Source organism: Pseudomonas sp. efr-133-TYG-23 (assembly GCF_030209215.1).
GTDB classification, from domain to species: domain Bacteria; phylum Pseudomonadota; class Gammaproteobacteria; order Pseudomonadales; family Pseudomonadaceae; genus Aquipseudomonas; species Aquipseudomonas rhodesiae.
This window is the reverse complement of sequence record NZ_JARVSL010000027.1, coordinates 244670-270604: the sequence shown is the minus strand read 5'-3', so window position 1 is coordinate 270604 and position 25935 is coordinate 244670. Positions and strand designations below refer to the sequence as shown.

Below are 25935 nucleotides of genomic sequence, written 5' to 3'. Positions count from 1 at the left end.
CACAGAACACAGCACGGGGCCGGAACATGACTCCACCAGTGAAATGCGTATCGGGTTTTTAGGAGCGCTGTAATGCCTGAGATCTATCATTTTTTCCAACAGCTGGTTAATGGCCTGACCATTGGCAGCACCTATGCCTTGATAGCCATTGGCTACACAATGGTTTACGGCATCATTGGAATGATCAACTTCGCCCATGGCGAGGTTTACATGATTGGTTCCTACGTGGCCTTCATCGCCCTTGCCGGGCTGGCCATGATGGGTATCCACTCCCTGCCGCTGTTGATGACCGCTGCCTTTATTGCATCGATCGTCGTAACCAGTGCCTATGGCTACAGTATCGAACGCGTCGCGTACCGCCCCTTGCGCGGCAGCAACCGTTTGATCCCGCTGATTTCCGCCATCGGCATGTCGATTTTCCTGCAGAACACTGTATTGCTGTCCCAGGACTCCAAGGATAAATCCATCCCCAACCTGATCCCGGGGAGCATCTCCTTCGGCCCGGGCGGCGCGGAAGAAGTCCTGATTTCCTACATGCAGATTCTGGTCTTCGTGGTCACGCTGGTGGCCATGCTGGGCTTGACCGTGTTTATCTCTCGCTCCCGTCTGGGGCGCGCCTGCCGGGCCTGCGCCGAAGACATCAAGATGGCCAACCTGTTGGGCATCAATACCAACAACATCATCGCCCTGACCTTCGTGATCGGTGCCGCGCTGGCTGCCGTCGCGGCGGTGCTGCTGAGCATGCAGTACGGCGTGATCAACCCCAACGCCGGATTCCTGGTGGGCCTCAAGGCCTTCACTGCGGCGGTATTGGGCGGCATCGGCAGTATCCCGGGCGCGATGCTCGGCGGGTTGGTGCTGGGTGTGGCCGAAGCGTTTGGCGCCGATATCTTCGGCGACCAGTACAAGGACGTCGTGGCGTTCGGCCTGTTGGTCCTGGTGTTGTTGTTCCGTCCGACCGGCATCCTGGGCCGTCCGGAGGTTGAGAAAGTATGAGCAGATATCTTAAATCGGCGTTTTTCAGCGCCCTGTTGGTATGGGCCGTGGCATTCCCGGTCCTCGGCCTCAAGCTGAGCATTGTCGGCATCAACCTGGAAGTGCATGGCACCGGTCCCGTGACCTTGACCATCATTGCCCTGTGCTCGGTGCTGATGTTCCTGCGCGTGCTGTTCACCCAGCAGGTCGGCGCCTTGTTCAAAGGCAACCGTGGCCCACTGGTATCGCCCAAGGTCAGCCAATTCCTGACCTTGCCGCGTACCCAGCGCTACATCATCGTCGGCCTGATCGTGGCCGCATTGATCTGGCCATTCTTCGGCTCGCGCGGCGCGGTGGACATCGCCACCCTGATCCTGATCTACGTGTTGCTGGGCCTGGGCCTGAACATCGTGGTGGGCCTGGCTGGCCTGCTCGACCTGGGTTATGTGGGCTTCTACGCGGTGGGTGCCTACACCTATGCGCTGCTGTCGCACTATCTGGGCTGGAGCTTCTGGATCTGCCTGCCGTTGGCGGGCATGGCGGCGGCGACGTTCGGCTTCCTGCTGGGCTTCCCGGTGCTGCGCCTGCGCGGTGACTACCTGGCCATCGTGACCCTGGGCTTCGGTGAAATCATCCGCTTGTTCCTGCGTAACCTCACCGACATCACCGGCGGCCCCAACGGCATCAGCAGCATCCCCAAGCCGACGTTCTTCGGGCTGTCGTTCGACCGTAACGCCGCCGAAGGCCTGCAGACGTTCCACGAATACTTCGGGATCGACTACAACCCGGTGAGCAAAGTGGTGTTCCTCTACCTGGTCGCCCTGCTGCTGGCTCTGGCCGCGCTGTTCGTGATCAACCGCCTGTTGCGCATGCCGATCGGTCGTGCCTGGGAAGCGCTGCGCGAAGATGAAATCGCCTGCCGTGCCCTCGGCCTGAACCCGACCATCATCAAGCTCTCCGCGTTTACTCTGGGTGCTGCGTTCGCCGGTTTCGCCGGCAGCTTCTTCGCCGCGCGCCAAGGCTTGGTGACGCCGGAGTCGTTCACCTTTATCGAGTCGGCGATCATTCTCGCCATTGTGGTACTGGGTGGCATGGGCTCGCAGTTGGGCGTGATACTGGCGGCGATCGTGATGATCCTGCTGCCGGAAATGATGCGTGAGTTCAGCGAATACCGCATGTTGATGTTCGGCGCCCTGATGGTGCTGATGATGATCTGGCGACCTCAAGGCCTGCTGCCCATGCAACGTCCACACATGGAGCTGCGCAAATGAGCCGCGAGATCCTGAAAGTCGAAAACTTGAGCATGCGCTTCGGCGGCTTGCTGGCGGTCAACGGCGTAGCCCTGACCGTAAAAGAGAAACAGGTCGTGGCATTGATCGGCCCCAACGGCGCCGGCAAGACCACGGTGTTCAACTGCCTTACCGGTTTCTACAAACCGAGCGGCGGCAGCATCCTGCTGGACGGCCAACCGATCCAGGGCCTGGCCGGCCACGAGATCGCCCGCAAAGGCGTGGTGCGCACGTTCCAGAACGTGCGGCTGTTCAAGGACATGACCGCCGTCGAGAACCTGTTGATTGCCCAGCACCGTCACCTGAACACCAACTTCTTTGCCGGCCTGTTCAAGACCCCGGGGTTCCGCAAAAGCGAACGCGAGGCCATGGAATACGCCGCGTACTGGCTGGACAAGGTCAACCTCACCGAGTTTGCCAACCGTCCCGCCGGCACCCTGGCCTACGGTCAGCAACGTCGCCTGGAAATCGCCCGCTGCATGATGACCCGCCCGCGGATTCTCATGCTCGATGAACCAGCCGCCGGCCTGAACCCCAAGGAGACCGAAGACCTCAAGGCGCTGATCAGCGTGCTGCGCGAGGAAAACAACGTGACGGTGCTGCTGATCGAGCACGACATGAAACTGGTCATGAGCATTTCCGACCATATCGTGGTGATCAACCAGGGTACGCCGCTGGCCGACGGGACCCCGGAGCAGATCCGCGACAATCCCGAAGTGATCAAAGCCTATTTGGGGGAAGCGTAAAATGCTGCAATTCGAAAACGTTTCCACTTTCTACGGCAAGATCCAGGCCCTGCACGGCGTCAATGTGGAAGTACGCCAGGGCGAGATCGTCACCCTGATCGGCGCCAACGGTGCCGGCAAATCTACCCTGTTGATGACCTTGTGCGGTTCGCCACAGGCCTACAGCGGCAGCATCCGCTACATGGGTGAGGAACTGGTGGGCCAGCCGTCGTCGCAGATAATGCGCAAGAGCATTGCCGTGGTGCCGGAAGGCCGCCGGGTGTTTTCGCGCCTGACCGTGGAAGAAAACCTGGCCATGGGCGGGTTCTTCACCGACAAGGGCGACTACCAAGAGCAGATGGACAAGGTGCTGCACCTGTTCCCCCGGCTCAAGGAGCGCTTCAGCCAGCGCGGCGGCACCATGTCCGGCGGCGAGCAACAAATGCTCGCCATCGGTCGGGCGCTGATGAGCAAGCCCAAGTTGCTGCTGTTGGACGAACCGTCCCTGGGCCTGGCACCGATTATCATCCAGCAGATCTTCGACATCATCGAACAACTGCGCAAGGACGGTGTGACCGTGTTCCTGGTGGAACAGAACGCCAACCAGGCACTGAAAATCGCCGACCGTGCCTATGTGCTGGAAAACGGCCGGGTGGTGATGGAGGGCTCGGGCGAGCAGTTGTTGACCGATCCGAAAGTACGCGAGGCGTACCTGGGCGGTTAACACCCGGTTGCTACATGAACCGAGCTATCAATGTGGGAGGGGGCAACCCCTCCCACATTTTTTTTGCATTATTTGAAGTTAATTCTCCCGCCCCTGTAACGAACTGCGTCCTCCCGCCTCTAGTGGTGCAAGCAGGCATTCAAGCCCGCTCCTCAACCCACTGCTGGAGATAATTCAATGACCACCAAACTGTCCGCCACCGCGCTGATCCTCGCCCTGGGCTCGTCCCTGAGCCTGTCCGCCCTGACCACCACCGCCCACGCCGCCGACGACGTGAAATGCTATGGCATCGCGGAAGCCGGCAAGAACGATTGCGCCGCAGGCCCCGGCACTTCCTGCGCCGGCACTTCGAAAACCAAGGATCAGGCAAATGCCTGGAAACTGGTACCTGCCGGCACCTGTACCCAAACCCCTAGCACCACCTCGCCGACCGGTTTCGGCCAGGAAGCCGCGTTCGCCGCCAAGTCCTGAAACCCGGCCGCGCCTGAGTACTGACGATGACACCTATATTCGCGCACACGTCCTCACCGGCTCAGGCGCCCGGCCTGCCTGACCGAGCCGGGCTGGGGCTGAAACACGAGCACTTCATCGAAGTGCTCGAAACCTCCCCCGACCTCGGTTTTTTTGAAGTACACGCCGAGAACTACATGATGGCCGGCGGCCCGTTTCATCACTATTTAGGGCTGATCCGTGACCGGTACCCGCTGTCCTTGCACGGCGTGGGCCTGTCCATCGGCGGCGAAGGTTCGCTCAATCGCGCGCACCTGGCGCGCTTGGCCGCGCTGATCGAGCGCTATCAACCTCAAGCCTTTTCCGAACACCTGGCTTGGTCCAGCCATGGCCCGGTGTTTCTCAATGACCTGCTGCCACTGGCTTACGACAGCGCCACCCTGCACCGCGTCTGTGAACATATCGACCAGCTACAAAGCACACTCAAGCGGCCCATGCTGCTGGAGAACCCGTCGACTTATCTACAATTCGAGCGTTCCACCCTGGAAGAAACCGACTTCATCACCGAGGTCATCCGTCGCACCGGTTGTGGGCTGCTGTTGGACGTCAACAATGTCTACGTCTCATGCATCAACCACCAACGTGATCCGTCTGCCTACATCGATGCACTGCCATTACAGGCCGTGGGCGAGATTCATCTGGCCGGGTTTGCCGAAGACACCGACAGCCTCGGCGATCGCCTGCTGATCGACGATCACGGCGCGCCCGTCGATAACGCCGTGTGGCAGTTGTATGAACAGGTGCTGGCGCGCATCGGCCCGATACCGACACTGATCGAACGCGACAATCAGGTGCCCGCATTGTCGGTGCTGCTGGCTGAAGCCCGGCATGCCGATTGGCTGTTAACGCAGGTGCGCCCATGAGCCATCAAGACACCTTCGCCAAGGCCTTGCTCGCGCCCGACCAAACCTGCCCAGACGGCCTGTTCAGTGGCAACGGCGCCGACCCGGCCAGCCGTTTCGCGGTGCATCGCAACACAGTGCACAACGGGTTGATCAACGCGCTGGCAGTGGCGTACCCGGTGACGCAGCTACTGGTGGGCGAAGCGTTCTTTCGAGCCATGGCCGGTCTCTACGTGCAGGCGTACCCGCCCACCAGCCCGCTGATCAGCGAATACGGCAGCACATTCGCCGACTTTATCCAGGGCTTCGAACCGGCGGCGAGCGTGCCTTACCTGGCGGATATCGCACGCTTGGAACGCCTGCGGGTCCGCGCGTACCACGCCGCCGATGACCGCCCGCTGGAGCCGCACACCGTACTTGCTGCCCTGCAGGCCCGCGCCGACCTCGGCACGGTGCGCCTGCGGCTGCACCCCAGCGTCGCCACCCTGGCTTCGGCGTATGCCGTGGTCGCGGTGTGGGCGGCGCATCAGACCGAAGGCGGCCTGGCCGCCCTTGATCCCGGGCATGCCCAAAGCGCACTGGTCCTGCGCCAGGGCCTGGAAGTCAAAGTGTTCGCCATCGACGCAGGTTCAGTGGCCTTTATCCAGCACCTTGCCCAGGGCGAAGCCTTGCAGACCGCCGTAGAACGGGCCCTGGAGGCCAGCAATGACTTCGACCTGCACCAATGCCTGACGCTGTTGATCAGCCATCACGCCATCACTCATTTACACCTGGACTCAAAGGTATCGCCATGAACACTCGCACACAGTGCCTGATCAAACGGGCCATCCAGCTTTTTGAACAAATCCCTTACAGCCTGATCGCCTTCCTCGCGCGTTTTTCCATCGCCGCCGTGTTCTGGAAATCCGGGCAGACCAAGGTCCAGGGTTTTGCCATTGACCTGATCAACGGCACCTTCGAGCTGGGAGAGCCGCGCCTGGCGGCTTCGACGCTGCCGCTGTTTCGCAGCGAATACAAGGTGCCATTGCTGTCGCCGGAAGTGGCCGCGCACCTGGCCGCCTTCGCCGAGCATTTTTTCCCACTGCTGATCCTGCTGGGATTGGCCACGCGATTCTCCGCACTGGCTCTGATCGGTATGACCCTGGTGATTCAACTATTCGTCTACCCGGACGCTTATCCAACCCACGGCACCTGGCTCACCGTACTTTTGCTGCTGGTTGCCAAGGGGCCGGGGCGTCTGTCCATCGATCACCTGATCGCACGGCGCTACCGTTAAAGCCGGTCCAGAGCCTCGCCGCTGCGCTTGAACCACTCCACCAGGTAATCGGCCAACACCTGGGTGCGGCGCGGCAGGCCGCCCTGGTAAGGGTGGACCAGGTACATCGGCTGGCTTCGCGTTTGATAATCGCGCAACAGCCAGCGTAAACGTCCGTCAGCCAGCTCTGCCGGCAGCACGTAGGACGGCAGACGGGCGATCCCCGCCCCCACCAGCGCGGCTTTTTTCAGCAGGTTGTAGTGATTGGAGGCGAAGGTGCCACTGACCCGCACTCGCAGCAATTCGTGTTGCTGGTGGTACAGCCACTCTTCGCGGCCGCTGTAGTGGCTGTTGAGCAGGCAACGGTGCGTGGCCAAGTCCGCCGGAGTTCGCGGTTCGCCGTGCCGTTCCAGGTAGGCCGGGCTGGCGCAGGTCACTTCGTGCCAGGCCAGCAACGGTTTGGCGACAAGGCGCTCATCTTCAATCGCCCCCGAGCGCACCCCCAGATCGAAACCGTCCCGGGCCAGGTCCCGGTAGCGGTTGTTCAGCTCCAGCTCAATCTGGACCTGCGGATAGCGCTCAGTGAACTCCAGCAGCACGCCATCGAAAAAGGTTTCCCCCAGGGAAACCGGCACCGTCATGCGCACCGGCCCCGCCAGGTCGTCCTTGAGTCGCGCCAGGGCCTGACGCGCCCGCTCCACCTGCACCACCAAGGCTTGGGCCTGGGGTAGCAACGCCGCGCCGGCGGCAGTCAGGCTGAGCCGGCGGGTGGTGCGGTGCAGCAACACCACGCTGAACTGCCCTTCCAGCTGGCTGATGCGCTTGGACAGTTGCCCCTTACTGCAACCCAGTTGTTCGGCAGCCAACGTAAAACTGCCCGCTTCGATCAACACGGCGAAGGCCGCCAGGTCATCCATTTCGCTCATGGATTGTTTCCATTTGAAAACCAAAGGTTGCCTATTAGCGCGTTTATCCCATGCAAAAGCCAGCCTAGACTGGCCCTTCAATCAGCCCTTGAAGGAATAGCAACATGAAAATCCTATTGATTGGCGCCAACGGCACCGTCGGTTCAGCCGTCAAGGCGGAGCTGGCTCAGCGTCACGAGGTGATCAGCATCGGCCGCAACAGCGGCGATTTCCAGGTGGACATCAGCGACAGCGCTTCCATCCGCAAGTTGTTCGAACAGACCGGCAACTTCGACGCCCTGATCTGCGCCGCCGGCAGCGTGAACTTCGTGGCGCTGGGCGAGATGCAGGACAGCGACTTCGAACTGGGCCTGCGTGACAAGCTCATGGGCCAGGTCAATCTGCTGCTGATCGGTCGCGAGTACGCCAACGATGGCGCCTCCTTTACGTTCACTAGCGGCATTCTCAACCGCGACCCGATTCGTACCGGCGCTTCGGCGGCCTTGGTCAACGGCGCAATCGATGGGTTTGTCAAAGCCGCCGCGATCGAATTGCCGCGCGGTCTGCGCGTCAACTCCGTGAGCCCGACGGTGCTGGTGGAAGCCATGGGCAGCTATGCGCCGTACTTCCGTGGCTACAAGCCGGTCACCGGTGCCGACGTGGCATTGGCCTACGCAAAAAGTGTCGAAGGCTTGCAGACCGGCCAGACCTTTATCGTGGGTTGACTGTAGTGTCTGTCAGAACTGCCTGAAGCTGGCGAGTGGGCTTGTGATGCAACGCCAGCCTGCGTAACGTGGCGGCACTTGCCTGGAGACCCTTTATGCGTGCCGCCCGTACCTTTGCCCTGTTCGCCTTGCTTCCTTTGTTCGCCGCTTGCCAGATGTTTGAAAGCGAGCCAGCCAAACCCTCCCTCGCCGGGTTGACCCGCATGCAGGGCGAACTCACGGCCGATGGCGGCAAACTGCTGTTCCAGCCGTGCAACGACAAGCGCAACTACGTGGTCAAGGACACCGGCGGTACCAGTATCCTGCAGGAAGCGGCAGCGCTGGCCGGGCAGCAAGGGGCGTTGTTTGCCGACTTGCGTGGCAAGTTTTCCGGCGTGGCGGCCGGCGCCCAGGGCGAAGTGGAGCTGCAGCAGCTGTACCGCGTGGAACGTTCCACCGACGCCTGCAACGACCCGGACTTTAAACGCATGATCCTGCGCGCCAACGGCCACAAGCCGGCCTGGGCCCTGAACGTGGCGGCCAAGGGCATGGTGCTCGAACGCGAAGGCCAACCACCGCTGGCGGTGCCCTATGTGGAAGAACAGTTGGGCGACGGCCGTTTCAACCTGATGACCGAAGCCAATAACGAACACATCGAACTGTGGGTGGCCCCGCAACGCTGCGTGGACAGCGTCAGCGGCAGCCTGCAGCACATGAGCGCCGAATTGCGGATCAACGGTAAAGTCCAGCGTGGCTGCGCGGCTTTCGGCGGTTCGCGGGACGATTGATCGGCGCCCGCGCTGTTTTAGCATGACGGGATACCCAGGTTGGGGCTTATAATCGCCGGTTTGCAAAACCGCCGGCCTTACCAGACGCCGCACACCGGATCCCGTCATGTTACGAATCACCGAACTCAAGCTGCCCATCGACCATCCCGAAGAAGACCTGCGGCCTGCCATCGTGCAGCGCCTGGGCATCGCCAGTGATGACCTGCTCGATTTCACCCTCTTCAAACGCAGCTACGATGCGCGCAAGAAATCGTCGGAACTGTGCTTTATTTACACCATCGACCTGACCGTCAAAGGTGACGAAACCGCGCTACTGCGCAAGTTTGCCGATGACCGCAACGTCAACCCGGCGCCGGACGTCAGCTACAAAGTGGTCGGCCATGCCCCAGCCGATCTGGTGGAGCGGCCAGTGGTGGTCGGGTTCGGCCCATGCGGCATCTTTGCCGGGCTATTGCTGGCGCAGATGGGCTTCAAGCCGATCATCCTCGAACGCGGCAAGGAAGTGCGCCAACGCACCAAGGACACCTGGGGCCTATGGCGCAAAAGCGTGCTCAACCCCGAGTCCAACGTGCAGTTCGGTGAAGGCGGTGCCGGGACGTTTTCCGACGGCAAGCTGTACAGCCAGATCAAAGACCCGCAGTTCCACGGCCGCAAAGTGCTGCACGAGTTCGTCAAGGCCGGTGCGCCGGAAGAGATCCTCTACGTCAGCAAGCCCCATATCGGCACCTTCCGCCTGACCGGCGTGGTGGAAAATATGCGTCAGCAGATCATCGCCCTCGGCGGTGAAGTGCGCTTCGAGCAACGGGTGACCGACGTGCTGATCGAAGACGGCCAACTGAACGGCGTGGTGCTCGATGGCGGCGAGCAGATTTTGTCCAAGCATGTGATCCTCGCCCTCGGCCACAGCGCCCGCGATACGTTCCGCATGCTGCACAGCCGTGGTGTGTACATGGAAGCCAAGCCGTTTTCGGTGGGCTTTCGTATCGAACACCCGCAGTCGTTGATCGACGCCGCACGCCTGGGTAAGTACGCCGGTCACCCGAAACTCGGCGCCGCCGACTACAAATTGGTGCACCACGCCAAGAACGGCCGTTCGGTCTACAGCTTCTGCATGTGCCCGGGCGGTACGGTGGTCGCCGCTACGTCCGAGCCGCACCGCGTGGTGACCAACGGCATGAGCCAGTACTCGCGTAACGAACGCAATGCCAACTCCGGCATCGTGGTCGGCATCACGCCGGAAGTGGATTACCCCGGCGGCCCGCTGGCCGGTATCGAGCTGCAGGAGCGCCTGGAATCCCACGCTTATGTTCTCGGTGGCAGCAACTACGAGGCACCGGCGCAACTGGTCGGCGACTTCATTGCGGGCAAGCCGTCCACCGCCCTGGGCAGCGTGGAACCGTCCTACAAACCGGGGGTGTCCCTGGGCGATCTGGCCTTGGCACTGCCGGACTTCGCCATCGAAGCGATTCGGGAAGCGTTGCCGGCGTTCGAGAAGCAGATCAAGGGGTACTCGCTGCACGATGCCGTGTTGACCGGTATCGAGACCCGCACCTCATCGCCGCTGCGGATTACTCGTAACGAATCGATGCAGAGCTTGAACGTAAAAGGTCTGTTTCCGGCCGGCGAAGGCGCGGGTTATGCCGGTGGGATTCTGTCGGCGGGCGTGGACGGGATCCGGATTGCCGAGGCATTGGCGCGGGATATGTTGGCCAGATGGGGCTGAAGCGGCAAGCGGCAAGCAACAAGCGGTAAGCGGCAAGCGGCAAGCGGCAAGCAACAAGCGGCAAGCGGCAAGCGGCAAGCGGCAAGCGGCAAGCGGCAAGTGCGTCTGCTCTGACTTGCCGCTGCTCTCTTAAATATTCGCCCGCAGTACGCTGGCGGGCAGCGGTTCGCCGCGCTCCACACTGGCGGCAACGGCCGATATCAAAGCACCCAGTTCATACCCCTGCGCCGCGAGCCACGCCTGATCGTAATAGGTGGTGGCATAGCGCTCGCCACCGTCACATAGGATCGCTACGATCGAGCCCGACTCCCCCGCCGCTTTCATCTGCTGCGCGGCCATCAGCGCGCCGATCAGATTGGTCCCGCTGGACCCGCCGACGCGTCGTCCCAGGCGCTCGGCCAGGTAATGCATGGCGGCCAAGGACAGCGCATCCGGCACCTTGACCATCGCGTCGATGACTTTCGGTAGAAACGACGCCTCCACTCGTGGCCGGCCGATGCCTTCGATGCGCGAACCGCAATCCAGGCGCAGGCTGGCGTCGCCGCTCTGATAGAAGTCGAAGAACACCGAGCGTTCGGCATCGGCGCATAACACGCGGGTGCAATGCTGGCGATAGCGCACATAACGCCCCAGGGTGGCGGTGGTGCCGCCGGTGCCGGGGCTGGAAATCAGCCAGCTCGGCTCGGGGTGCTGCTCGAAGCGCATCTGCTGGAAGATCGACTCGGCAATATTGTTGTTCGCGCGCCAGTCTGTGGCACGTTCGGCATAGGTGAACTGGTCCATGAAGTGACCGCCGCTTTCCTGCGCCAGGCGTTCGGACTCGGCGTAAATCTGGGTCGGATCCTGCACCAAATGGCTCTTGCCACCGTAGAACGCGATCTGCGCGATTTTTTCCTGGGAGGTGGTGGCGGGCATGACCGCAATGAACGGCAAGCCGAGCAGCCGCGCAAAGTACGCCTCCGAAATCGCCGTGGAGCCGCTGGACGCTTCGATCACCGGCGCGCCCGGTTTGAGCCAGCCGTTACACAACGCATACAGAAACAACGAGCGCGCCAAACGATGTTTCAGGCTGCCGGTGGGGTGGCTGGACTCATCCTTGAAGTACAACTCGATCCCCGGCAGGCCCGGTAACGGCAGGGGAATCAGGTGGGTGTCGGCGCTGCGCTGGAAATCCGCTTCAATGATGCGAATGGCTTCGCGGGCCCAGGGGCGGTGGTCACTCATCGGGGGTGATCTCTCAAGGATTTTGAACGCAATCTTAGGATGTTTCCTACACTCCACACAGATACAGTGGGGACTCAATCAGACACACAATTGCTAGTGTTTGGCGCAATACCTTTGTCGACCGCTGCTTATAACAAATAAGAATATAACTTTTGTTTTAACAACTATCGGTACGGGTTAGGGTAGCCACCTATTGAACTTGGATTGGAGAGCATCCCTTGGCTCTGCGTAGCACGTTTACCCGTTTCTTTCAGCTTGAAGCCGCCAGTGGCCTGCTGCTGATCGCCGCTGCGGCGTTGGCGCTGATCGTCAACAACTCGCCGTTGTCGCACCTTTACGCCGCGTTTCTCGACGTGCCCGTGGTGGCGCAGGTCGGCGCCTTGCAAATCGCCAAGCCGGCCCTGCTGTGGATCAACGACGGCCTGATGGCCCTGTTCTTCCTGCTGATCGGCCTTGAGGTCAAGCGCGAGCTGCTCGACGGCCACCTGTCCAAGCCCTCCCAAGTGGTGCTGCCGGGCGCCGCGGCGATTGGTGGCATGGTGGTGCCGGCGCTGATTTACTGGGCCATTAACAAGGACTACCCCGCGGCACTTTCTGGCTGGGCGATCCCGATGGCCACCGACATTGCCTTCGCCCTCGGCGTACTGGCCCTGCTCGGCAAGCGTGTACCGGTGTCGTTGAAACTGTTTTTGATGACCTTGGCCATCATTGATGACCTGGGTGCGATCATTGTGATCGCCGTGTTCTATTCCACCGACCTGTCCGGTGCCGCCCTGGCCGGTGCGGGCGCATGCCTGTTGGCGTTGATTGCGATGAACCGTCTGGGGGTGATCAAGCTCGCGCCTTACCTGATCGTCGGGCTGATCCTATGGGTATGCGTACTCAAGAGCGGCGTGCACGCCACGCTGGCCGGTGTGACCCTGGCATTCTGCATTCCGATGCGCACCAAGAACGCCGAGCCTTCGCCGTTGCTGACCCTGGAACACGCCCTGCACCCGTGGGTGGCCTACGGCATTCTGCCGCTGTTCGCCTTTGCCAACGCCGGCGTCTCCCTCACAGGTGTCAGCCTGGAAAGCTTTACCCACCATGTGCCGATGGGCATCGCCACCGGGCTGTTGATCGGTAAGACCGTCGGCGTGTTCGGCTTGACCTGGCTGGCCATCAAAACCGGCCTGGCCGCGCTGCCGGAAGGGGCCAACTGGGGCCAGGTATTCGGTGTGGCGATCCTGTGCGGTATCGGCTTCACCATGAGCCTGTTCGTCGGCTCCTTGGCGTTCGTACCAGGGGCCAGCGAGTTTGCCGGTGAAGACCGCATGGGCATTCTGACCGGGTCGATCCTGGCGGCCTGTATCGGCTATGCCGTGACCGCGATGGCGAGCCGCAAGAAAGCCTGATTACCCAAGTACACGGCGCACAAAAAACCCCAACCGGTGACCCGGTTGGGGTTTTTCTTTACCGCCTGATTAACCCTTAGCGGGTAACGCGGCTGGTACCGTCAACAGTCATGATGCGCACACGGTCGCCGATGCGGAAGATTTCATTTTCCTGCACGGCCTGGACGTAGGCGCGCATGCTGCCATCGTCTTCGCGCACGGTGATTTCGACACCTTGGGTACGGGTCAGACCTTCTTCGGTGGCCGAACCCAACAGGCCGCCGGCCACAGCACCGATCACCGCCGTGACGATACTGCCGCGACCGCCGCCGATGGCGCTGCCACCCACGCCGCCGATGACCGCGCCAGCAGCGCCGCCGATAGGGGTTTTGGTGCCTTCGATTTTCACCGGACGCAGGGATTCGATGGTACCCATGCGAACGGTCTGTACACGACGCGCTTCATCACGGGAGTACGAGTCGCCGGTCAGACTCGAGGCGCAGCCACCCAACAGCAGAGACAAGGTGGTAAAGCAGGCAACCAGTAAAACAGACTTACGCATAGCATCAACTCCAAAGGACAGGTATTCATTAAACGCTGCCGCTTGACGCCTGTCACGGCAAGCCCGGCAAAAAACTGCTTTCATTCAGCCTGAGTACAGACAGCCCGCACCAGACAACTCGACGAACGGTAGCACTGCCCTCCGTCTCAGGACATCCATGGACTATTTCATCATTCTAGTCACAACCCTTGCCGGTCTGTATTTCCACGCCTGGCTCTACGTGCGAATCAGGCGCTGGACTGACCGCGACCTGGCACTGTCGATGGCCGGTGACGATCCGCACAAACGCAGTTTTATGCTGCAGCAGCTGGAAAGCGCCCGCCAGCTGAAGATCAAACGCCGCGATTTGGCTGACTGGTTGAAGAACGCCGCCCAGCGCTACACGCCCGAAGCCTCTTTAACAGAGACTGCGGGGTGAAGGGCATCATTCAGCGTAAGTGACGAAAGGTGAAGCTCAGGGCGCCAGGCGCTCGCGGATCCACTGAGTATCTTGCAGGCGGTAGTTCAGACGGTCATGCAGGCGGCTGGCGCGGCCCTGCCAGAACTCGATGCGCTCGGGCAGCAGGCGATAGCCGCCCCAATGCTCGGGGCAATCGGGCTGGGTATCGCTGAAGCGCTGCTCGGTGACCTTGAGCAGTTCTTGCAGTTCTTCACGGTCACGGATCACCCGGCTCTGGGGCGAGGCCCAGGCACCCAAGCGGCTGCCCAGAGGGCGGACCTGGAAGTACGCGTCCGACTCTTGTGGCGTGACCTTGACCACCCGCCCTTCGATACGCACTTGGCGCTCCAGGCTCGGCCAGAAGAACGTCATGGCCGCAAACGGCCGCGCCGCGAGCTGCTGACCCTTGGCGCTTTCGTAGTTGGTAAAGAAGGTAAAGCCCTGGGTATCCAAGCCCTTGAGCAACAGGATACGGCAGTGCGGCCGCCCGTCCTGATCGACCGTGGCCAGGGTCATGGCATTGGCCTCTACCGGCGGCTGCTCGGTCTTCACCGCATCGGCAAACCACTGGTGAAACAGCGCAAACGGCTCAATCGGGGCCTGGGCCTCGCTCAAACCGTCCCGTGTGTAGTCACGACGCATATCGGCCAGTGCCTGGGTCATGCGGCTTTCATCCTTCTGGTTCAGCGGATCAGTTTTTCGCCTGGTCGTTGGTAGCCGGGGCAGCGGCCTTGGCTTTGGCTGGCGCAGGCTTCTTCGCGGCAGGCTTGGCGGGAGCCTTTTTGGCTGCAGGCTTGGCGGCGGCTTTCTTGGCAGCTGGTGCTTTCTTGGCCGGAGCCTTGGCAGCAGGAGCAGCCGGGGCTGGCGCGTTCTGCACTGCGACCATTTCAGCCACAGGCGGGGTTTTGCCCGAGTTGTACTTGCTCAACAGTGCCAGCATGGTGGTGCGCTGGGTAAACATGATTTCCATGCGACGGTTCAGGGCGCGGCCCTGGGTGCTGTCGTTGGCGGCGCGCGGCATCAGGTCGCCCATGCCACGCAGCATCAGGCGGTCCTGCTTGAGGCCGCTGAGGCTGAAGATCGAGGCGATGGACTGCGCACGCTCCTTGGTCAATGCCTGGCTGGCCGGGGCACTGCCGGTGGCATCAACGTGACCCAGCACCAGCACGGCGGTTTTGGGATCGGATTCAACCGCTTTGGCCACACGGGTAAAAGGACCCAGGGTCACCGGCAACAACATCGCCGGGCGCTTAGGATTGTAGGAACCATCCACAGGGGCAATGACCACCAGCACGTTGTCGCGGCGTTCCAGTTGCAGGTTGCTGTCCTTGATGGCGGCACGCAGGCGCGGCTCATAGTCGTCCAACCAAGCCTGGGTGATTTTCGGATCGGGCATCTGCACGTTGGTCACATCGACCTTGGCCAGTGGCTTGGGTTTACTTTCAAACGGCCACCACCAGTGAGTTTCAGTGTCGGCCTTGGCGACGGCCGGGGCCGGGGCCGGATCTGCGGCTTTGAGATCGGCTTTCAAGTCGGCCTTGGCATCGGCGGCCTTGGCATCAGTGTTCTTGGACGAAAATGGCCACCAGCTGGAACTGGTGTCGGCTTTGGCAACCGGTGCCGCAGTGGCAGGTGCCGGCGCAGGGGCAGCCGCGGTAGCTGGAGCGGCAGGCTTGGCGCCGGCGGCGGGTTTAGCGTCCGGTTTGGCATCGGTCTGGCTTACTGCGTCCTTGGCAGCCGTCTTATCCGATCCAAATGACCACCAATGCCCGCCTTCGGCATCATTTTGTGGAGTTTGTGCACATCCGGTAATAGTGAGGCAGAGCGCCAGAGCCAAGGACTTGTTCGATAACATGAGATATCCACAAAATGAGAAAAGAAACGGGGGTCTGGGTGACCCGTTAAACAGACGCTTACAGAACATTAAAGTTACATGATTTCGTTCAGCGCCTTTTATAGTTGCCTTTGTAACAAAAAATTGTGAAACGGCAAGGGTTTTACAGACAACCGGCCAATATTCTGACCAACTTCTGGGCACGCGGGTCCATAAGTACATAAGGGCCGAGTGTATTAGTCACGAAACCAAACGCTACATCATGTTCCGGATCGGCAAAACCCACCGAGCCACCAGCCCCAGGATGGCCAAAAGCATGAGCGCCAAGGCCGAATGTAGCATTGGGCAGTTGGGGTTGATCCAACATGCAGCCCAGGCCGAAGCGGGTTTGGGTCAATAAAGTTTTATCCGGTCCGATACTGTGTTCGCGAGTCAATTGTTCGAGCATGTCAGCTTCCAACAAACTACCGTCCAACAAACCACTATAAAAACCAGCCAGGCTACGTGCATTACCGTGACCATTTGCCGCTGGTTGCTGCATTCGCCGCCATTCGGGTTTATTAGTGCTGGTCAGAATAGACGGTGGGTTGGCAAATGCCCGCGCGGTCATGGAGGTAGGTTCACGCATCATTACTTGCAGTAAACGTTGCGCGGCTTCATCGCCCATATTGCCTTTGCTACGCGCTATATGAGCAACACGGTGAAACTGGTCATCGGCCAGCCCCACATGAAAGTCCAGCCCCAGCGGCTGCGCGACCCGCGCCACAATGGACTCGCCCGGCCCACGGCCATCGGCACGGCGCAGCAGTTCGCCCACCAGCCAGCCGTAGGTAATTGCCGCATAGCCATGGCCCTGGCCCGGTGTCCACCAAGGGGCCTCGGCGGTCAGGGTGTCAACCATCAGGTTCCAGTCATACAGCGCTTCGGCCGGCAGCATGTCGCGGATCGCCGGCAGCCCGGCCTGATGGCAGAGCAGTTGGCGCAGGGTGATGCTTTCTTTGCCGGCCGCCGCGAACTCCGGCCAGTACCGGGCGACCGGTACGTCCAATTGCAACTTGCCCTCGGCCACCAATTGCAGGGCCGTGACGGCGGTAAAGGTTTTGGTGCAAGAGAACAGGTTGACGAGCGTGTCGCTGTGCCAGGCCTCAGCCCCATCCTTGTCGGCGGTACCGGCCCACAGGTCGACCACGCTCTCACCGCCGATCTGAATGCACAGCGCCGCGCCACGCTCTTGCGGGTCATCGAACAGTGCGGCAAAGGCTTCACGTACCGCTTCGAACTGGAGCTCGTAATGACCCTGAATCTGCACCTAAGTCCCCTCGTAAGCGCCATAAAAAGTGGCCGACATTGTTCCAGCCCTTGTGGGGTTTGTGAACCCGTCAGCCTTGAATCAATGACCGTTTCCAGCATGACCGCCGGCATGCCCGGCGCCCTGCCCCGGGCCTTTGCCTTCATGCCCTGGGCGCCCGCCCCCCTTCTCCTGAGGGTTTGCGGCGGCAGAGGCCTTTTCCGCTTCCTTGCCCAGTTGCTCGACCGCCGCCAGGTTGCTCTTGCGCACGCTCTCGACAAAGCCCTGGAACGGCATATCGGTGATGCCCACCAGACCGAAATGACCGTTTTCACCGTCCAGCAAACGCCCGGTCACGGGTTGGTCCAGGTACTGAAACCAATGCACGCCGACAATCGACGGCTCGGCCATGGCTTGCTTGAGGAAGTTGGCATACGCCGCGCCACGATCCTCTTCCCTGGTAAGTTGCGTCACACCGCCCCAGAACGGCCCGCGATCGGACGAGCCGAAGTTGAATTCGGTGATCAGCACCGGTTTATCCAGCGCACGCAAGGCGGCGAAGTCGTAACCGTCCTGGGGTTTGAGGGTGTACATATTGAAACTCAACACATCGCAATACTGGGCGCAGGACGCCACGGCCTCTGGCGTACTGACCGCAAAACGCCCGCCCAGCAGCAGTTGATTGGGGGCGTGCCATTTCAGCGAGTCGGAGATGGTCTTGAAGTACGCATCGGCGAAGGTTTTCTGGAAATATTTAAAGTCGGCCTCGATTTCGGGATGCGCTGGGTTGGGCATCGGCGGCTCAAAGCCAGGGTCTTCCATCAGCTCCCAACCGGCCAGTTCGATCCCCCAGGCTTTCGATAGGCCTTGCTCGTTGCGGTATTTGTCGCGCAATTGCTTGAGGAACGCCCGCTTGGCCGGCACATCGGTGGTCATGCGCAAGGTGCCGTAGGCCAGGGCATAGCGGGCCTTCGGATCGTCACCGGGGCCGGCCCAGGCCAGTTCGTTATCGGCGAAGAAGCCAATCAGCCAGGGGTCGTCGCGATGGTCGCGGGCTGCGATGGCCACGGCACGTTCGGTGGCCATGGCAAAGCGCGGGTCAAACGGATCGGGCATGCCACCCCACCAGTCGGTGCCAGTACTGATACTGGTGTAGTCGCCGACGATGGACAGCGGCAAGGTGTACGGCACACGGTCGGCGGTGGCCAGGTCCGGGTCGCTCCAATTGCCTACGGTGTTAAAGCCCCAGGCCTGCAGGCGATCGAGGGTATGGCTGACCCAGCGTTTCTGGTCGAACCCTGCCGTGCCGTAGGCGCGTTCCAGGTTGGCGCCATAAAAATCGTACCAACGCCCAGCGCCGAAACTGCGACCCTCGCCCGAGCCGTTGCCGGTGCGGTGGTCCGCGCTGCCGTAATACTTGTCGAAAGGCTCGCCGGCCTTGGGCAAGGCGGCGAACATCCATTCGCGGCCGGCCACGTAAGTCTGGCTGTTATCCGGGGCTACGGTGTTCACACCGAGGGAATAGAACGGATGCCCCTGGGGCGTCACCAGGTACCAGCGGCCGTCGCGTTTTTCGGTGCGGAAAAAGCCGCTGGCGGTGAAAGCCGGGCCTTTGTTCCAGCCGCCGTAAGGGTCCAGTGCGGATTTGTCCCGGGTGGCCAGCCAACCCTGCAATTGTTGCTGCTCCTTGACGGCGGCAGCCTTGAGCTGTTCGTCGCTGCTGACCTTTTCCGGCCAGCGCGCACGGGTGGATTGACCATAGGCATCCACCAGTTCGCTGTAGGCCGCTTTGATCACCGGCTCCACATCCTGCACGCCGAAGCGCTCCACCAGGATGCTCTGGGCCACGTTGGGCTTGTGCATCGACACGGTCACCGAGACCACCTGGCTGCGGTCGATCTCGCCGGCGCTGCTGGCCAGCAGCACACGTTGGCCGTTCACACTGATCGGCATCGGTGGGCCGGCCTTCATGCCCTGGCTCAGTGGGGAATTGGCTTGCAGCGGGATCAGCAAGGTCTGGGCAGGGCCGGCCGGCAGGTCGATGCGGCTGGTCAACGTGCGGCCATCATTGCTTTGCACCTTGACGTACAGGGTCAACGCCCAGTCCATGGCGCTCTGGATACGCAGGCTCACGGCTGCGGACTGCGACCAGTCCCACGCTCCGCTTTGCGGGCTGAGCACCAGGCTCGGTTCGGCCGCCGGGTTGAAGGTGACGCGGCGCAGCACCTCGCCTTCGGGCGTTTGCTCGGCATTGTATTGGGGCAGGCTGGCGTCCTGGGTCGCCACCTTGACCACATCGGCAGGTCGGACGAAGTTGAACAGTGTTTGTTGCCCATCTGGCGCGGCCATTAAAGGCGCCGCGAACAGCAAGGCAAAAAGAGCGGGCAGCGTGCGAATCATACGAGCAAGGTTCTCCCTGACGGCCGATGGATGGCCTGTGATGACGGTGACGAGATAGACCACAAAGTGGGCGAATTCGCCCACGGTGGCTTAAGAAATTTCGCGCCGGAACGGCGGCAACGCATTAAGGATAGCCTTGCCATAGCGTTGGGTGACCAGACGCCGGTCAAGCAAGGTGATGGTGCCCCGGTCCTGTTCGGTTCGCAGTAGACGACCGCAGGCCTGCACCAGCTTCAGCGAGGCATCCGGCACCGAGATCTCCATGAACGGGTTGCCGCCCCGCGCTTCGATCCACTCGGCCAGCGCCGCTTCGACCGGATCATCCGGCACCGAGAACGGGATCTTGGCGATCACGACGTGCTCGCAATAGGCCCCCGGCAAATCCACACCCTCGGCGAAACTCGCCAGGCCGAACAACACGCTGGAATCACCACCGTCCACCCGCGCCTTGTGTTTGATGAGGGTTTCCTGCTTGGACAGGTTGCCCTGGATAAACACCTGCTTGCGCCAGTCGCGGTCCAGGCCGTCGAACACGTCCTGCATCTGCTTGCGTGATGAAAACAGCACCAGGGTGCCCCGGGAGCCTTCGACCAGCTCCGGCAGGTCGCGGATGATCGCCGCGGTGTGGGCCGCCGCGTCCCGTGGGTCGGCCCTGAGGTCCGGCACCCGCAGCACGCCGGCATCGGCATGGTGGAACGGGCTCGGCACCACGGCAGTAACGGCCTTTTTCGGCAACCCGGCGCGCATGCGGAAACGATCGAACGTGCCCAACGCGGTCAGGGTGGCCGATGTCACCAAGGCACCGTAGGCCACATTCCACAGGTTGCGCCGCAGCATCTCGGCGGCCAGGATCGGGCTGGCGTTGACCTCGATATCGAACAGGGCGCCGCTTTCGGCCAGGGTCAGCCAACGCGCCATGGGCGGGTTGTCTTCCGGGTCTTCTACGGTGAAGGCGGTCCACAACTCCCAGTTGCCCTGGGCACGGGACAGCAGGCTGCCGAACAACGGGTACCACTCCTCGGCCTGGTTGCTGGCGATGCCGATATTGACCTCGCCATCCATGCCCTCCTTGAGCAGGTCGGTGAGGCGGGTGAACAGATCGGTCAGGCGTGAAAAGCCCTTCTTCAACTCGATGCCCATTTCGCGCATGTGCTCGGGAATCAGACCGCCGACGAAGCGGTGACGTGGCCGCTCGCGGCCTTCCACGTCTTCGCCGGGCTTGAAGTCGGCCACCTGCTCGCAGGCGCTGAACATGAACTGCTGCTGGGTCTTGATCTCCCGCGCCAGCTCCGGCACCTGTTCGATCAGCTTGCCCAGGTCGCCGGGCAGCGGGTGTTGGGCCAGCAGCTTGGTGAGGTTCTTGGCGGTGGATTCCAGCCAATCGGCAGTGGAACGCAGCCGCGTGTAATGGGCGAAGTGGCCGATGGCTTTGTCGGGCAGGTGGTGGCCTTCGTCGAAGACGTACAGTGTGTCGCGCGGATCGGGCAACACCGCACCGCCGCCCAATGCCAGGTCGGCCAGCACCATGTCGTGGTTGGTGACGATCACGTCGACCTTGCCCATGCCTTCGCGAGCCTTATAGAAGGCGCATTGACCGAAGTTCGGGCAATGACGGTTGGTGCACTGGCTATGATCGGTGGTCAGGCGTGCCCAGTCGGCATCCTCCAGGGCAGTGGGCCAACTGTCGCGGTCGCCGTCCCACTTATTGCCGGCCAGTTTTTCGATCATGCTGGTAAAAAGCTTCTGGCTGGCCTCATCGACTTCGATCTTGAAGCCTTCTTCTTCGAACAGCTGCGCGGTGGCCGTTTGCGCGTGACCTTCCTGCAACAGCACGTCGAGCTTGGACAGGCACATATAGCGGCCACGCCCTTTGGCCAGGGCGAACGTGAAGTTCAGGCCGCTGTTGCGCATCAGGTCGGGCAAGTCCTTGTAGACGATTTGCTCTTGCAGGGCGACCGTGGCGGTGGCGATTACCAGGCGTTTACCGGCGGCCTTGGCAGTTGGGATCGCGGCCAAGCTGTAGGCCACGGTCTTGCCGGTGCCGGTGCCGGCCTCGACGGCCACGACCGCTGGCTCGCCTTCGCGGCGGCCTTCGTCGTCGGTGTCGATATCCCCGAGGACTTTTGCCACTTCGGCGATCATCAGGCGTTGGCCGTAGCGCGGTTTCAAGCTCTTGGCTTCGAGAAAACGCGTATAGGCGCCCTGGATCGTGGTTTTGAGTTCAGTGCTGATCATGAATAGTCGGGCGCAAAAAACGCTGGATAAATTTTCAGTGGTTCGGATCGGCGGCTATCATACCCCGCTAATTAATCCCGCGCAGAACGGAGTACCGCAATGACCGTCTTTAGCCTCGCTTACACCCTGCATGTCTTGGCCGCCCTGGTGTGGGTCGGCGGTATGTTTTTCGCCTGGATGATCCTGCGCCCCGCCGCTGTGGCGGCACTTGAAGGCCCTGCCCGGCTCAAGTTGTGGGCGAATGTGTTTCAACGTTTTTTCGTGTGGGTCTGGGCGGCGGTGCTGATTTTGCCGATCAGCGGTGTCGGCCTGTTGCATCTGCGCTTCAATGGGTTTGAAACCGCGCCACGTTATGTGCAGGTGATGATGGGCCTGTATCTGGTGATGACCGCATTGTTTATCCGCATCCAGGCGTTGAAATTCCCGGCGCTGCGCACGGCGGTGACGGCCGAGGACTGGCCGGCGGGCGCCGCGGCCCTGGAGCAGATTCGCACATTGGTGGGGATCAACTTGATCGTGGGGCTGCTGGTGGTGGCGATTGCTTCGGCGCGACCGATGTTCTAAACGGCAAGCCTGGGCTTGCCGATTGAGGTGGGGGCACGTCAGAGCCGTTCAATAGTGACGGCACCCGCCGGCCCGGCCGGCCCTGGCTGCCCTTCCAAGCCTGGGCGGCCTTTTTCGCCGCCATCGGCGCGGTACACCAAACAACCCTTGGATTGCCCGCCCTTACCCGGTTTGCCTGCCGTGCCCGCCAGGCCGCCCGGGCCGCCATCGACCCACACCTTGATCTGCTGGGCCGGAAAGTCTTTCGGCAACTGCACTCGCACCTGCGCACCCGACGCGCCTGGCAAGCCATCGCCGCCGTTATCGCCATTGGCGCCGCGCCCAGCCGCGCCCCAGGTGCAGCCGGGGTCTTCGCCGTTGGCGCCATCCAGACCGGCGTAGCCTTGGGCTCCGGCACCGCCACGGGCATCCACCGAGAGTTCTTCAGCTGTCAGGGCATTGATGCGCAAATTCAGGTCACGTCCGGGCTTAGCAGGTTTTTCGTGAGTGCCGGGAGCGCCGCGCGAGGTGATCTGACTGCCGTGATCCAATTGCGCATGGCGCACCTGCAATTGCAGCGCGGTGTTGCCGGGCACAATGGCGATGCGCGCGTCGCGGCCCAGGTGCAGCTCGTCCACGCTGACCTGGCTGATGGTGGCCGGAACCAGCAAGGTGCCATAGTCCGCCACGTCCAGGCGCTCCAACTGCAAGACACTGGTGCTGCTGGGCAGGCGCATCAGTGAGTTGGTTTCCACACTGACGCTCTGGGCCACGGCAATGGGGCTGACCAACAGGGCCAACAGAAAAACCTTACGCATCATGGGGCTCCTGAGTGTTTTCAAATTTTTCTTTGGACGCACAGTAACGACTTCTACCGGCGCTTTGCCAGTGAAGGATCAAAAAACTTGAGAACGCAGCGATGCAGATAGGCAATGCCCCTGTGGGTCCCACAGGGGCAAGGGCTGTCAGCGGTTGATTTGGATTTCCGTACGGCGATTCAGCGCACGACCTTCGGCCGTTTTATTGTCGGCGACTGGATGGCTCTCGCCTGCCCCGGTGACCGAGACAAAACTGCTGCGCGGCACGCCGGCACTGATCAGGTATTCGGTGACCGAATGGGCGCGTTTTTCCGAGAGTTTCTGGTTGTAGGCATCTTTACCGACACTGTCGGTGTGCCCGCTGACACGCAACTGGGCGTTCGGTGCTTCCTGTTTAAGGCGCGTGGCAATGGTGTCGAGCTTGGTTTTATCCGCTGCCGTCAACTTGGCCGAATCGAATTGGAAGTGTACGTCGCGAATCACGATGGTTTCTTCCTTGACCACCACCACTTCCTCGACCAGTGCTGCTTGCGGCGCGGGCGGGCAGCCATTGGCATCGACCGGCACGCCTTTAGGGGTGCCGGGGCACTTGTCGCGGCTGTCCGGCACGCCGTCGCCATCCTCGTCGCCATCGCCATGCACCCAGCAATAGGCGCCGGCCAGACCACCGACCAGCAACGCACCGCCGCCGGCCCATGACGAACTTTCGGTGGCGCCCAACGCCGCGCCTGTCACACCGCCTACGGCGGCACAGGTGGGCCAGTCGGTTTTTTGCAAGCCTGCGCAACCTGTCAATACTCCGGTTAGCAGAACCAAGGGTAGAGCTGTCCGCATGATGCTCATCTGATTTCTCCTGAGGGGATCGGCGAAGGCCGATGGATGCAGTTAAGACCGCTCTTTTCAACTGCGCCACTGCGTCACACCCCCGTATTTATTAAGGATGAGGGCTCAGCCGGGACTTTTCTACACCACCCGCTCTAGGCCCGCACGTTCAGCCGCGCTAGTCTCTAGGGTTCTGATGTGAGGATCTGTGATGACCGCTGGTAATTCTGCCCGTACACCCCAGCAAGCCCTGGCTGCCTTGCTCGACCTGCACTCGCCCCCACGCCTGCTGGTGCTGGGCGCCAGCCGGTTCCCGGCACTGGACGCTTTTGAAAAGGCGCATCCGCAGAGCCAGGTGTCCTTCGCCGCACCCGGCGCGCTGCCCGCAGACCTGGCCGCCCAGCGTTTTGACCTGGCGCTGGTGGTCGATTGCCTGGAGCACCTGTCAAAACCGCAAGGGCTGACCCTGCTCGGCGGCATCCGCAACCTCAATGCCAGCCGCATCGCCGTGCTGGTGGACCTGGCCGCCTGCGACTGGAAGGACACTGACTTCTTCTCCCTGGCACTACAGGCCGGCGAGCGTTTCCAGCGCGACGAGCAGGTGTTAACCCTGTTCACCTACGATCTGCTTGACTATAAACAGGTGCCCGACTGGCTCAATGCCCGGTTCTGGGCCAACCCGGAAAATTTCGGAAAGTATTGGTGGTGATCCCGATGAGTACATCCATTTGCCCCTGCGGTAGCGGCAACCTGCTGGATGCCTGCTGCGGCCATTATCACGCCGGCCACCCGGCACCTTGCGCCAGCGCGTTGATGCGTTCGCGCTACAGCGCCTACGTCCTGGGCCTGGTGGACTATCTGGTGGCCACCACTCTGCCTGCGCAACAGGCCGGCCTGGACCGCGAAGCCATCGCCGCGTGGAGCGCCCAAAGCACCTGGTTGGGTCTCGAAGTGGAAAGCTCCGAAGTGTTCGGCGGGCAGCCGGAACACGCGTTCGTGACCTTTACCGCACGCTGGCACGACAGCACCGGCGAACATAGCCACCGCGAGCAGTCTTCTTTCGTACAGAATGACGGGCGCTGGTACTTCATCGATCCTACGGTGCAAATCAAAGCCAGTCGCAACGATGCCTGCCTGTGCGGCAGCGGGCAGAAATTCAAGAAGTGTTGTTCCAGCTACCTCTAACCCTTACAGGACTGACGCCATGCTCCGGATATACAGCTTGATGCTGGCGTTGACCCTCGGCCTGAGCGGTTGCGCATCGTGGTTCGAAGACGATTCGCCAGCGCCTCATGTTTCCCTGGTGAAGGTGGAGGTGGTGCGCGCCAAACTGCTTGAGCAGAAATTCAAACTGTTCTTTCGCGTGGACAACCGCGATGACGATGACCTGACCGTGCGCGGCCTGATCTACAAGGTGACCTTGGGTGATTTTGTGTTGACCGAGGGCGAATCCAATGAATGGTTGACGGTCCCGCCGCGCAGCCATGCGGTGTTCAAAGTCACGGTGCGCACCAACCTCTGGCCGCAGATCCGCGATGTGGTGCAGATGCTGAAAAACCCGGACAGACCGGTGCCCTACCGCCTCGAAGGCGAACTGAAAACCGGATTATTCATCGGTTATGACGTGCAGGTGAACCACAATGGCGAGATAATCCCCGGCGATTTTATTCCGGAGCGACATCAATGACTCAGCAACCCCATGTCCATGGTCCTGACTGCAACCACGATCACGATCACGATCATCATGATCACGACCACGGCCATGTCCACGGCCCGAACTGCGGCCACGCTCACCAAGAGCCGGTGCGCAATGCCCTGAAGGACGTTGGTCGCAACGATCCTTGCCCGTGCGGCAGCGAGAAAAAATTCAAGAAGTGCCACGGCGCCTGATCGCGACGCATGACATTCGCTTGACCCCGTGGGAGGACGCCCAGCGCCTCCCACACTGTTTTGCCCC

28 protein-coding genes are annotated in these 25935 nt (G+C 61.5%); 18 read left to right on the top strand and 10 right to left on the bottom strand.

The features are described from left to right. Window positions 1-72 precede the first annotated feature (72 nt). The 8 genes from livH to QRN41_RS19075 all read left to right on the top strand — a co-directional run bounded on the left by livH (window position 73) and on the right by QRN41_RS19075 (window position 6341). The gene (livH, locus tag QRN41_RS19110) at window positions 73-996 is read left to right on the top strand and encodes a high-affinity branched-chain amino acid ABC transporter permease LivH (RefSeq protein ID WP_034096299.1); all 924 of its coding nucleotides are present in this window, start codon (window positions 73-75) and stop codon (window positions 994-996) included. Beyond that, window positions 993-2246 carry a high-affinity branched-chain amino acid ABC transporter permease LivM gene (locus QRN41_RS19105; protein ID WP_094064719.1) on the top strand — a complete coding sequence of 418 codons (1254 nt, stop codon included), beginning with the start codon at window positions 993-995 and terminating at the stop codon, window positions 2244-2246. Before livH ends, QRN41_RS19105 begins: the two co-directional genes overlap by 4 nt. Continuing rightward, window positions 2243-3010 (top strand): high-affinity branched-chain amino acid ABC transporter ATP-binding protein LivG, encoded by a 768-nt coding sequence (gene livG, locus QRN41_RS19100; RefSeq protein WP_034096297.1) that lies wholly within the window; start codon window positions 2243-2245, stop codon window positions 3008-3010. The genes QRN41_RS19105 and livG overlap by 4 nt, the downstream gene beginning before the upstream one ends. 1 nt (window position 3011) lies before the next feature. Then, window positions 3012-3713 carry an ABC transporter ATP-binding protein gene (locus tag QRN41_RS19095; RefSeq protein ID WP_034137278.1) on the top strand — a complete coding sequence of 234 codons (702 nt, stop codon included), beginning with the start codon at window positions 3012-3014 and terminating at the stop codon, window positions 3711-3713. A gap of 177 nt (window positions 3714-3890) precedes the next feature. Continuing rightward, window positions 3891-4184, top strand: coding sequence for a BufA1 family periplasmic bufferin-type metallophore (gene bufA1 / locus QRN41_RS19090; RefSeq protein ID WP_167416457.1), 294 nt, complete (start codon window positions 3891-3893; stop codon window positions 4182-4184). A gap of 26 nt (window positions 4185-4210) precedes the next feature. Continuing rightward, window positions 4211-5086 (top strand): MNIO family bufferin maturase, encoded by an 876-nt coding sequence (bufB, locus tag QRN41_RS19085; RefSeq protein ID WP_285422000.1) that lies wholly within the window; start codon window positions 4211-4213, stop codon window positions 5084-5086. Further along, the gene (locus tag QRN41_RS19080; RefSeq protein WP_285421999.1) at window positions 5083-5859 is read left to right on the top strand and encodes an HvfC/BufC N-terminal domain-containing protein; all 777 of its coding nucleotides are present in this window, start codon (window positions 5083-5085) and stop codon (window positions 5857-5859) included. Before bufB ends, QRN41_RS19080 begins: the two co-directional genes overlap by 4 nt. Then, on the top strand, window positions 5856-6341 hold the full coding sequence (locus tag QRN41_RS19075) for a DoxX family protein (protein ID WP_285421998.1): 486 nt from the start codon (window positions 5856-5858) through the stop codon (window positions 6339-6341). Before QRN41_RS19080 ends, QRN41_RS19075 begins: the two co-directional genes overlap by 4 nt. On the opposite strand, the gene QRN41_RS19070 is transcribed toward QRN41_RS19075, so the two are convergent. Continuing rightward, window positions 6338-7246 carry a LysR family transcriptional regulator gene (locus QRN41_RS19070; protein WP_285421997.1) on the bottom strand — a complete coding sequence of 303 codons (909 nt, stop codon included), beginning with the start codon at window positions 7244-7246 and terminating at the stop codon, window positions 6338-6340. The two genes, QRN41_RS19075 and QRN41_RS19070, sit on opposite strands and share 4 nt — an antisense overlap. A 104-nt stretch (window positions 7247-7350) precedes the next feature. Between QRN41_RS19070 and QRN41_RS19065 the strand changes: the two genes are divergently transcribed. From QRN41_RS19065 to QRN41_RS19055, 3 genes are all read left to right on the top strand, one after another. After that, the gene (locus QRN41_RS19065) at window positions 7351-7950 is read left to right on the top strand and encodes a short chain dehydrogenase (protein ID WP_034112210.1); all 600 of its coding nucleotides are present in this window, start codon (window positions 7351-7353) and stop codon (window positions 7948-7950) included. Window positions 7951-8045: 95 nt separating this feature from the next. Continuing rightward, complete coding sequence (locus QRN41_RS19060; RefSeq protein WP_040267521.1) at window positions 8046-8717, top strand: COG3650 family protein; 672 nt, start codon at window positions 8046-8048, stop codon at window positions 8715-8717. 106 nt (window positions 8718-8823) lie between these two features. Then, on the top strand, window positions 8824-10440 hold the full coding sequence (locus tag QRN41_RS19055) for an NAD(P)/FAD-dependent oxidoreductase (protein WP_094064725.1): 1617 nt from the start codon (window positions 8824-8826) through the stop codon (window positions 10438-10440). 129 nt (window positions 10441-10569) lie between these two features. On the opposite strand, the gene QRN41_RS19050 is transcribed toward QRN41_RS19055, so the two are convergent. Beyond that, entirely contained in the window at window positions 10570-11664 is a 1095-nt protein-coding gene (locus QRN41_RS19050) for a PLP-dependent cysteine synthase family protein (RefSeq protein WP_285421996.1), read from the bottom strand. 218 nt (window positions 11665-11882) lie between these two features. Here QRN41_RS19050 and nhaA point away from each other — a divergent pair, with 218 nt between their 5' ends. Next, the gene (gene nhaA, locus QRN41_RS19045; RefSeq protein ID WP_034096286.1) at window positions 11883-13058 is read left to right on the top strand and encodes a Na+/H+ antiporter NhaA; all 1176 of its coding nucleotides are present in this window, start codon (window positions 11883-11885) and stop codon (window positions 13056-13058) included. A 76-nt stretch (window positions 13059-13134) separates the two neighbouring features. On the opposite strand, the gene QRN41_RS19040 is transcribed toward nhaA, so the two are convergent. Next, on the bottom strand, window positions 13135-13599 hold the full coding sequence (locus tag QRN41_RS19040) for an outer membrane lipoprotein (protein ID WP_003189251.1): 465 nt from the start codon (window positions 13597-13599) through the stop codon (window positions 13135-13137). A 157-nt stretch (window positions 13600-13756) separates the two neighbouring features. Between QRN41_RS19040 and QRN41_RS19035 the strand changes: the two genes are divergently transcribed. Beyond that, window positions 13757-14017, top strand: coding sequence for a hypothetical protein (locus tag QRN41_RS19035; protein ID WP_034137270.1), 261 nt, complete (start codon window positions 13757-13759; stop codon window positions 14015-14017). Window positions 14018-14053: 36 nt separating this feature from the next. On the opposite strand, the gene pdxH is transcribed toward QRN41_RS19035, so the two are convergent. The 5 genes from pdxH to dinG form a co-directional block, all read right to left on the bottom strand. Then, window positions 14054-14701 (bottom strand): pyridoxamine 5'-phosphate oxidase, encoded by a 648-nt coding sequence (gene pdxH / locus QRN41_RS19030; protein ID WP_285421995.1) that lies wholly within the window; start codon window positions 14699-14701, stop codon window positions 14054-14056. Window positions 14702-14729: 28 nt separating this feature from the next. Continuing rightward, complete coding sequence (locus tag QRN41_RS19025; RefSeq protein ID WP_285421994.1) at window positions 14730-15893, bottom strand: OmpA family protein; 1164 nt, start codon at window positions 15891-15893, stop codon at window positions 14730-14732. 142 nt (window positions 15894-16035) lie between these two features. Continuing rightward, on the bottom strand, window positions 16036-17181 hold the full coding sequence (locus QRN41_RS19020) for a serine hydrolase domain-containing protein (RefSeq protein ID WP_285421993.1): 1146 nt from the start codon (window positions 17179-17181) through the stop codon (window positions 16036-16038). Window positions 17182-17262: 81 nt separating this feature from the next. Continuing rightward, the gene (locus QRN41_RS19015) at window positions 17263-19560 is read right to left on the bottom strand and encodes a beta-galactosidase (protein ID WP_123480524.1); all 2298 of its coding nucleotides are present in this window, start codon (window positions 19558-19560) and stop codon (window positions 17263-17265) included. Window positions 19561-19650: 90 nt separating this feature from the next. Further along, window positions 19651-21795 (bottom strand): ATP-dependent DNA helicase DinG, encoded by a 2145-nt coding sequence (dinG, locus tag QRN41_RS19010; RefSeq protein ID WP_285421992.1) that lies wholly within the window; start codon window positions 21793-21795, stop codon window positions 19651-19653. A gap of 99 nt (window positions 21796-21894) precedes the next feature. On the opposite strand from dinG, the gene QRN41_RS19005 reads away from it, so the two are divergent. Further along, entirely contained in the window at window positions 21895-22359 is a 465-nt protein-coding gene (locus tag QRN41_RS19005) for a CopD family protein (protein ID WP_285421991.1), read from the top strand. Between the two features lie 38 nt (window positions 22360-22397). Here QRN41_RS19005 and QRN41_RS19000 read toward each other — a convergent pair whose 3' ends face one another. Both QRN41_RS19000 and QRN41_RS18995 read right to left on the bottom strand, forming a co-directional pair. Then, window positions 22398-23156, bottom strand: a complete 759-nt coding sequence (locus QRN41_RS19000; RefSeq protein ID WP_094064731.1) for a hypothetical protein — start codon at window positions 23154-23156, stop codon at window positions 22398-22400. Between the two features lie 147 nt (window positions 23157-23303). After that, window positions 23304-23999 carry a PA1041 family peptidoglycan-binding anchor lipoprotein gene (locus tag QRN41_RS18995; protein ID WP_285421990.1) on the bottom strand — a complete coding sequence of 232 codons (696 nt, stop codon included), beginning with the start codon at window positions 23997-23999 and terminating at the stop codon, window positions 23304-23306. 190 nt (window positions 24000-24189) lie between these two features. Here QRN41_RS18995 and QRN41_RS18990 point away from each other — a divergent pair, with 190 nt between their 5' ends. From QRN41_RS18990 to QRN41_RS18975, 4 genes are read left to right on the top strand one after another with little or no spacing between them, the layout of a single operon-like run. After that, window positions 24190-24687, top strand: a complete 498-nt coding sequence (locus tag QRN41_RS18990) for a DUF6231 family protein (RefSeq protein ID WP_285421989.1) — start codon at window positions 24190-24192, stop codon at window positions 24685-24687. A 5-nt stretch (window positions 24688-24692) separates the two neighbouring features. Continuing rightward, entirely contained in the window at window positions 24693-25163 is a 471-nt protein-coding gene (locus QRN41_RS18985) for a YchJ family protein (RefSeq protein WP_034096780.1), read from the top strand. Window positions 25164-25182: 19 nt separating this feature from the next. Continuing rightward, on the top strand, window positions 25183-25665 hold the full coding sequence (locus QRN41_RS18980; RefSeq protein ID WP_034137263.1) for an LEA/WHy family protein: 483 nt from the start codon (window positions 25183-25185) through the stop codon (window positions 25663-25665). Continuing rightward, window positions 25662-25868 carry an SEC-C metal-binding domain-containing protein gene (locus QRN41_RS18975; RefSeq protein ID WP_034137262.1) on the top strand — a complete coding sequence of 69 codons (207 nt, stop codon included), beginning with the start codon at window positions 25662-25664 and terminating at the stop codon, window positions 25866-25868. The genes QRN41_RS18980 and QRN41_RS18975 overlap by 4 nt, the downstream gene beginning before the upstream one ends. The last annotated feature ends 67 nt before the right edge of the window (window positions 25869-25935 follow it).